Raw genomic sequence first — 6,856 nt, 5'->3', positions numbered from 1 at the left:
CGTGCATGCAGATCGCGTTGCGGATGTCCCGCGGCGCGCCCTGCTCGTCGGCGAGGGTGGCGTCGAAGTAGTGGATCTCGCCGAGGCAGTCGCAGCCGAGCTCGAGCGAGTTCGTGTACCGCGCGAACAGGTACTCACCGGTGTCGAAGTAGTTCTGCCAGAACCGGGCCGGCGACGGGTCCGCGTAGGGCACCACCATCTCGGCGATCGAGGCGCGGTAGACGATCGGCCGGCCATCGAACGAGATCTCGTTGAGGATCAGCCCCTCGCGCATGTCGAAGCCGATCCGCAGCCGCCACTTCTCCCAGGTCACCACGTCGTCGTCGACCGAGAAACTGGGCCCGTCCGGCTGCGTGATCTCGATGGCTTTGAGCGTGTCCCGCGGCGGAACCTCCCACTCGGCCTTCTCCCGCGGGATCGGGTGGTCCTGGTGGTCGTAGACCGCGTGCGCGGTGCGCTCGGTCAAATTCACATAAGCCACAAGACCATCGATCGGGTACGCCCAGACCAGCTCTTTGGGGTCCGGCTGGTGGAAGGCGAGCACCCGGATCATCCGCTTGCCGGCCTCGTCCTCGTAGTCGAAGTTGCCGGCCGACAGCGGGCAGGCGCGCACCTCCTCGACCGGCAGGCCGCGCTTGGCCAGGGCGGCCAGCCACTCCGGCGACTCGGCCAGGATGTCCTCGATGACCATGAACTCCTCGTCGAGGATCGGCATCTGACCACCGAGCGTGGCGTCCGCCTCGGTGATCGCGGCGATCGCGGCGGCGGTGAGGTCGACCAGGCAGTCCCGGCCCAGCCCGGTGGCCCGGTCGAGCAGCAGGACCCGCACCTGGCGCGGCACCGCTTCACCGGCCAGGACCAGGCGCTTGTCCGGCTCGGCGAGCCCGACGTAGGCGAATCGCGTGCTCTCGGCCAGCACGCCGGCCTCGGCCAGCACCGCGCGGGTGCGGTCGATCTCCGCGGCGGTGAGCCGGGCGAGGGGGTGGGTACTCATGACGCGGCTACCTCCAGTGTGGGCAGTGAGCTGCGTCAACCTATCGCCCGGATCACCGCGCCCGGAAGATCAGACGGTGCGCAGGGCTTCAGTTGGTGACAACCGGGCCGCGCGCACGGCCGGCACCAGCCCGGCGATCGCGCCGATCACGACGGCCGCCGCGATGCCGCCGGCCCACGCCTCGACCGGCACCACCACCCGCCAGCCCTGGTTCTGGGCGTAGACCACCGTGGCGATCATTCCGGCCGCCACCCCGGCGGTACCGCCGAGCACGGTGAGCAGCACCGCCTCGGCCAGGAACTGGGTGCGGACCTGCCGCTGGGTGGCGCCCAGGGCCCGGCGGAGGCCGATCTCCGAGCGTCGCTCCAGCACTGAGATGATCATGATGTTGGCCACCCCGACCGCGCCCACGATCAGTGCCACCACGCCCAGGCCGAGGAACAGGCTGTCGAAGGCACCCTCGGCGGCAGCCCGGGCGGTGAGCGCGTCGGACGGCTGGCTGATGTCGACCTCGTTGGGCGACTCCGGGTTGGCCGTCTGGGCGAGCACCGCCTGCACCCCCGCTACCTGCTCGGTGGCCGCCCGCACGTAGAGCGTGCTCGGCGGTCCGGCCACCGCCGCACCCCGCGCGATCGCCACGTAGTTCAGGTGACGCTCGGCAGCCGGGTAGCCGACCAGGACGCTGCTGTCCAACTCGGACGCCAGCGCTGCTTTTTCCAGGATTCCGGCCACGTAGAACCACTGGTCGCCCAGCCACACCCGCTGGCCGGGCGTCACCCGCTCGAAGCCGAGCCGCTTGGCGGCGGTCGCGCCGAGCACCGCCACCGGCTGGGTCGCGGTCGCCTCGTTCAGCCATCGGCCCTGCGCCATCCCGGCCGCGACCACCGACGGCAGGTTGAGGCTGGCCGCCCGCACCTGGATCGCGTTGGTGCTGACCGCCGGAATGAGCGGGGTCCGGTAGACGTGCGCGCCGGTGACGTCCCCGGTGTGCGCCACCGACTCGACGGCGTCGAGGTTGCCGACCCGGGCCGGTGCTTCCCGAGGCAGCTCGGCGGCGTCGCCGCTGAACGACTGGCCGCTGCTCGCGGTGAGCAGGTTGGTGCCGAGCCGGTCGATCTCGGCGAGCAGCCCGGCCTGCGACGAGGAGGACAATCCGAGTACGGCCACGATAGCCGCCACCCCGATCGCGATGCCCAGCGCTGAGAGAAAAGCGCGCACCTTGCGGGCGCGCACCCCGACGCTGGCAACCCGGGCCTGGTCAGCGAAGCGCAGTCGCATGACTGTCCCCCACAATCCGGCCGTCGAGCACCTGCACCTGGCGTGGCATGCGCGAGGCCAGGTCGTGGTCGTGGGTGATCACCAGGATCGTCGCGCCGGAGGCGTGCAGCTCGTGCAGCAGCGTGACGATCGCGCCGCCGGTGGCCGAGTCGAGGTTGCCGGTCGGCTCGTCCGCCAGCACGATCGCCGGGCGGCCGACCAGCGCGCGGGCGATCGCCACCCGCTGCCGTTCGCCGCCGGACAGCTTCGCCGGACGGAAGTTCGCCCGGTGGGCCAGGCCGACCCGGTCCAGGGCCTCGGCGGCCCGGCGACGACGGGTACGGGCGTCGACCCCGGCGTACAGCATCCCGTCGGCGACGTTCTCGGCCGCGGTGGCGTGCGCGGACAGGAAGAACTGCTGGAAGACGAAGCCGATGTCGCGGGCCCGCACGTCGGCCAGCCGCTCGTCGCTCAGCCCGGCCACGTCGACGCCCCGGATCCGCACCTGCCCGCCGCTGGGCCGCTCCAGGGTGCCCATGACGTGCAGGAGCGTGGACTTGCCGGACCCGGACGGCCCGACGATCGCGACCAGTTCGCCCTCGTCCACGCGCAGGTCGATGCCGCGCAGCACGGCCACGTCGCCGTAGGTCTTGGTGACGCCGGCCAGTTCGAGAATCATGACGACGGCACCACCACTCGGTCGCCGATCGTCAGCGCGCCGGTCACCTGCACCATCCCGGCCGAGTCGTCGAAGAGACCGAGCTTGACCGGCACGGTCTCCCGGCCACCATCGGCACGGACCCGCTCGACCGCGAACCCGCCGCCACCCTGCCCGATCAACGCGGTGACCGGCACGATCAGCGCGTTCTTCACGCCGGCCGTGATGATCCGCACCCGGACCGGGGCGGCGTCCAGCTTCCCGGCCGCGGCCGGTTTGTCCAGGGTGAGGTAGACCGGGACGGTCGTCGTACCGTCCCGGTTCTCGACTGCCACCGCGCCGATCCGGCCGACCTTGCCGACGACGACCCGGTTGTCCGGCAGCGTGATCTGGGCCCGGTTGCCGACCTTGACCTGGGCCTGCTGCGAGGCGTTGAGCTGCACGACCACCTCCCGGCGGGTGCTGACGGCGGTGCCGAGCGGGCTGCCCGGCCGCGCCGGACCGCCGAGTTGGGCGGACACTGCGGCGATCCGCACCGGGCCGGGCAGCACGATCGCCTCGCCGAGTTTCAGCGACCACGAGTCCAGCGCGTCGGCGGTCGCCGAGGTGAACTCGTCGCCGGCGACCCCCAGGTTCCGGTTGAGCAGCGCGACGTCCCAGCCCTCGCTGCCGGAGTAGAGATCACGGTAGAACGGGCGACTGCCGCAGAGCAGCAGCACCGGGTCGTCGTCGACCCAGTAGACGACCTTGCCGCAGGCGACGACCTGCCCGGCGACCGGCAGCTTGGTGTACATACCACCGGCCTGGTTGACGATCGGATAATCGCTGCCGTCGGCCTGACCGGCATAGGACAGGGTTCCGCTCTGAGTGATTTGTCCGGAGAGGGCACCCTGCTGCACCGCAGCCGTCGCGACCACCGGTTCGGGCGCGCCCGACGCGGCCGGCGAACACCCGGCAAGAACGAGGACCAGCAGGCCGGCCCGGGCGGCCCTCACCCCAGACCGCCCGGCGCGAGGTCACGGCACTTGGTCTCGGCGTCCTTGTACGCCGGCGACTCCGGGTCGACGCCAGTGTCCGGCCCGACCAGCATCTTGCCGTCGGCCTGCGGGTCCGGCATGTTCGGCACCCCGTTCTGCCGCATGCAGGCCACCCACTTGAGCACCCGGCCCTGCTGTTCACCGTTCTGCCCGGCGTTGCCCAGACCGGCCGGTTCGAGGTCTTTGCACGCCTGCTGGGCTTTCTTGAAGGGCTCGCCCTCGGGGTCGAGGTCGGAACCCGGCTCGATCCGCAGCTGGATCCGCCCGTCCACCGGGTCGGGGAAGCTCGGCACGCCGTTCTCCCGCATGCACTGCGAGTACTTGACGGCCTGCGTCTGTCGATCTTCAGACGCGGCGGGATCGGGTGTGGCGGAGGAGCCGCAGCCGGCCGTGCACAACACGATCAGCGCGGCGCAGAGAACAGGAAATCGCATGGCGAAGTTCTACGAGGACGGCGGTCACAGGCCGGTCCGTGATTCGGTGACCTCGGTGTGACATCGGATCGGGCAGGCTGGCGCCCATGCGAGTGCTGGTTGCCGAGGATCAGAACGAGCTGGCCGACTCGATCGGCCGGGTGCTGCGCCGCGAGGGAATGGCCGTCGACGTCGTGTACGACGGTGGCGCCGCCCTCGAACGCACCACCGTCACCGACTACGACGTCCTGGTCCTCGACCGGGATCTGCCGGTGGTGCACGGCGACGACGTGTGCCGGCAGCTGACCGGTCCCCGGGTGTTGATGCTGACCGCGTCCGGCACCCTGGCCGACCGGGTCGAAGGCCTGAATCTGGGGGCCGACGACTATCTGCCGAAGCCGTTCGCGTACGCCGAACTGATCGCTCGCGTGCGGGCCATCGCCCGCCGCACCCAACCCGCCGTGCCGACCGTGCTGACCCACGGTGACCTGCAACTCGACCCGGCTCGCCGAGTCGCCACCCGGGCCGGCCGCAGGCTGGCCCTGACGCCCAAGGAGTTCGCGGTGCTGGAATATCTGCTGACCGCCCAGCACCGCGTGGTGTCGGCCGAGGAGCTGCTGGAACGGGTCTGGGACGAGGCCACCGACCCGTTCACCACCACGGTGAAGGCGACCATCAACCGGCTGCGCGGCAAGCTCAGCGATCCACCGCTGATCGGCACCGTGCCGCGCGCCGGATACCGGATCTGACATGTCCCGCGTGCGGACCCGCCTCACCCTGCTCTACACCGGTCTGTTCGTGGTCAGCGGCGCCACCCTGCTGACGATCGTCTACCTGCTGGTCAGCCGGGGCCGGCAGCTGTTCGTGGTGCGCAACCTGTCGAGCAGCGGCGAGACCCCACCACCCGACTTCTTCGAGGACCTGACCGCGCACGCCGCCGAGGTCGCCCGCCAGGATCGCGACGCCCAGCTGCACTCGCTGCTCGTCTACTCGGCCGTGGCCCTGGCCATCGTGGCCGTGCTGGCGCTGGTGCTGGGCTGGCTGATGGCCGGCCGGATCCTGCGCCCGCTGCGCACGATGACCGGCACGATCCAGCGGATCTCCGCCCACAACGTGCATGACCGGCTCGCCGCGACCGGCCCGCGCGACGAGCTGAAAGATCTGTCCGACACCGTCGACGGGCTGCTGCAACGGCTCGAGGGTGCGCTGGACGGGCATCGCCGGTTCGTCGCGAACGCCGCGCACGAACTGCGCACCCCGCTCACCGTCGAGCACGCGCTGATCGAGGAGATGCTCACCGACCGCACGGCGACGCTGCCGCAGTACCGGTCACTCTTCGAGCGACTGCTGGACCTGCGCCAACAGCAGGCGGCGATGCTCGAGTCGCTGCTCACCCTGGCCGGCAGTGAACGCGGCCTGGACCGGCACGACCACGTCGAGCTGTCGGCCATCACCGAACGGACGGTGGCGGCCTATCGCGCCACGGCCCGCAATTCCGGCGTACGCCTTCGCCGGCGCACCGATCCGGCCTGGAGCACCGGGGATCCGGCCCTGGTCGAGCGCCTGGTCGCGAACCTGATCGACAACGCGGTCGCCTACAACGTCGACGGTGGCGAGGTCGACGTGACCACCGGTGTCCGCGACGGCCGGCCGGTGCTGACCGTCACGAACACCGGCGAACCGATCCCGGCCGAGAAGCTGGACGCACTGTTCGAGCCGTTCCAACGACTCGACCGCACCGGCGGGCGGGCCGGGCACCACGGGCTCGGCCTGTCGATCGTGCGGGCCATCGCCGTCGCCCACGCGGCGACCGTCGACGCGTCCCCAGGACCGGCGGGTGGCCTGCGGATAGAGGTGACGTTCCCCGGTGGCGAGTCTCACCGGAGCAAATCCGAAGCCCGCTCAGAACCGGATCGGGCCCCCACCGGCGCTGCCAGCTCGTGAGCTTGATTGACGAATGTCTAATTAGTCGGAAAATTGGCCTGTCGGTTGGCCGTCACCTGCGCTTTTGGGGCTCGCGCCGGGCGGAATTCGCCGATTACTATCTCCGGGCCATCGAAACTGGAGATCACGGGGGTGTCTTCCTGCGAACCTTCTCCGTCCCGGAGCGAGTCGGCGGATTCGGCCTGCTCGTCGGGGTCGGTGCTGCGGTCTGGCCGGTTTTCACCGACCACACCGGCGCCTCCCTGCCGTGCCCGCTGCGCACGCTGACCGGTGTGCCGTGCCCGGCATGCGGTCTCACCACCGCGGCCATCGCGCTGGTGCGGGGCGAGGTCGGGGCGGCGTTCGGAGCCAATCCTTTGATCTTTGGCCTGGCGGCGCTCGTCGTCGCCGTGGTTCCGCTCGTGGTGCTCCGTGCCGCGGGCGTTCTGGAGCCACCACGACCGTGGTCGCCGCACAGGCGGCGGTGGGTCGCACGGCTCAGCGGGCTACTCGCGGTCGCGAGTTGGCTCTTCCAACTGCACCGGCTCGGCTTCGGCCAAGCCACGTAAAGGAT

At 70.9% G+C, this 6,856-nt stretch carries 8 protein-coding genes; 3 read left to right on the top strand and 5 right to left on the bottom strand.

Annotated elements, in window-relative coordinates:
* The 5 genes from Ato02nite_RS10620 to Ato02nite_RS10600 all read right to left on the bottom strand — a co-directional run.
* On the bottom strand, positions 1-994 hold a 994-nt coding region (locus tag Ato02nite_RS10620), incomplete at its 3' end, for a copper amine oxidase (RefSeq protein WP_498371281.1).
* A 69-nt stretch (positions 995-1,063) separates the two neighbouring features.
* Positions 1,064-2,272 carry an ABC transporter permease gene (locus tag Ato02nite_RS10615; protein WP_213006271.1) on the bottom strand — a complete coding sequence of 403 codons (1,209 nt, stop codon included), beginning with the start codon at positions 2,270-2,272 and terminating at the stop codon, positions 1,064-1,066.
* Positions 2,253-2,930: an ABC transporter ATP-binding protein gene (locus Ato02nite_RS10610; RefSeq protein WP_213006270.1), complete on the bottom strand. Its 678-nt coding sequence runs from the start codon at positions 2,928-2,930 to the stop codon at positions 2,253-2,255. The genes Ato02nite_RS10615 and Ato02nite_RS10610 overlap by 20 nt, the downstream gene beginning before the upstream one ends.
* Positions 2,927-3,904: an efflux RND transporter periplasmic adaptor subunit gene (locus Ato02nite_RS10605; RefSeq protein ID WP_213006269.1), complete on the bottom strand. Its 978-nt coding sequence runs from the start codon at positions 3,902-3,904 to the stop codon at positions 2,927-2,929. The genes Ato02nite_RS10610 and Ato02nite_RS10605 overlap by 4 nt, the downstream gene beginning before the upstream one ends.
* Positions 3,901-4,380, bottom strand: a complete 480-nt coding sequence (locus tag Ato02nite_RS10600) for a hypothetical protein (RefSeq protein WP_213006268.1) — start codon at positions 4,378-4,380, stop codon at positions 3,901-3,903. Before Ato02nite_RS10600 ends, Ato02nite_RS10605 begins: the two co-directional genes overlap by 4 nt.
* A gap of 86 nt (positions 4,381-4,466) precedes the next feature.
* Here Ato02nite_RS10600 and Ato02nite_RS10595 point away from each other — a divergent pair, with 86 nt between their 5' ends.
* From Ato02nite_RS10595 to Ato02nite_RS10585, 3 genes are read left to right on the top strand one after another with little or no spacing between them, the layout of a single operon-like run.
* A complete protein-coding gene (locus Ato02nite_RS10595; RefSeq protein WP_213006267.1) occupies positions 4,467-5,108 on the top strand; it encodes a response regulator transcription factor in 642 nt (213 codons plus the stop codon).
* 1 nt (position 5,109) lies between these two features.
* Positions 5,110-6,303 carry a sensor histidine kinase gene (locus Ato02nite_RS10590; RefSeq protein WP_213006266.1) on the top strand — a complete coding sequence of 398 codons (1,194 nt, stop codon included), beginning with the start codon at positions 5,110-5,112 and terminating at the stop codon, positions 6,301-6,303.
* Positions 6,300-6,851, top strand: coding sequence for a DUF2752 domain-containing protein (locus Ato02nite_RS10585; protein WP_246606422.1), 552 nt, complete (start codon positions 6,300-6,302; stop codon positions 6,849-6,851). Before Ato02nite_RS10590 ends, Ato02nite_RS10585 begins: the two co-directional genes overlap by 4 nt.
* The last annotated feature ends 5 nt before the right edge of the window (positions 6,852-6,856 follow it).

It is taken from the genome of Paractinoplanes toevensis (assembly GCF_018332695.1).
Classification (GTDB): Bacteria; Actinomycetota; Actinomycetes; order Mycobacteriales; family Micromonosporaceae; genus Actinoplanes; species Actinoplanes toevensis.
The sequence above is the reverse complement of the archived record's forward strand: the minus strand, read 5'-3'. Positions and strand labels throughout refer to the sequence as shown.

What these genes read in the sequence shown, in the direction of transcription:
- Ato02nite_RS10615 (WP_213006271.1), bottom strand. Translation starts at nt 2,272, where the DNA reads ATGCGACTGCGCTTCGCTGACCAGGCCCGGGTTGCCAGCGTCGGGGTG.
- Ato02nite_RS10610 (WP_213006270.1), bottom strand. Translation starts at nt 2,930, where the DNA reads ATGATTCTCGAACTGGCCGGCGTCACCAAGACCTACGGCGACGTGGCC.
- Ato02nite_RS10600 (WP_213006268.1), bottom strand. Translation starts at nt 4,380, where the DNA reads ATGCGATTTCCTGTTCTCTGCGCCGCGCTGATCGTGTTGTGCACGGCC.
- Ato02nite_RS10595 (WP_213006267.1), top strand. Translation starts at nt 4,467, where the DNA reads ATGCGAGTGCTGGTTGCCGAGGATCAGAACGAGCTGGCCGACTCGATC.
- Ato02nite_RS10590 (WP_213006266.1), top strand. Translation starts at nt 5,110, where the DNA reads ATGTCCCGCGTGCGGACCCGCCTCACCCTGCTCTACACCGGTCTGTTC.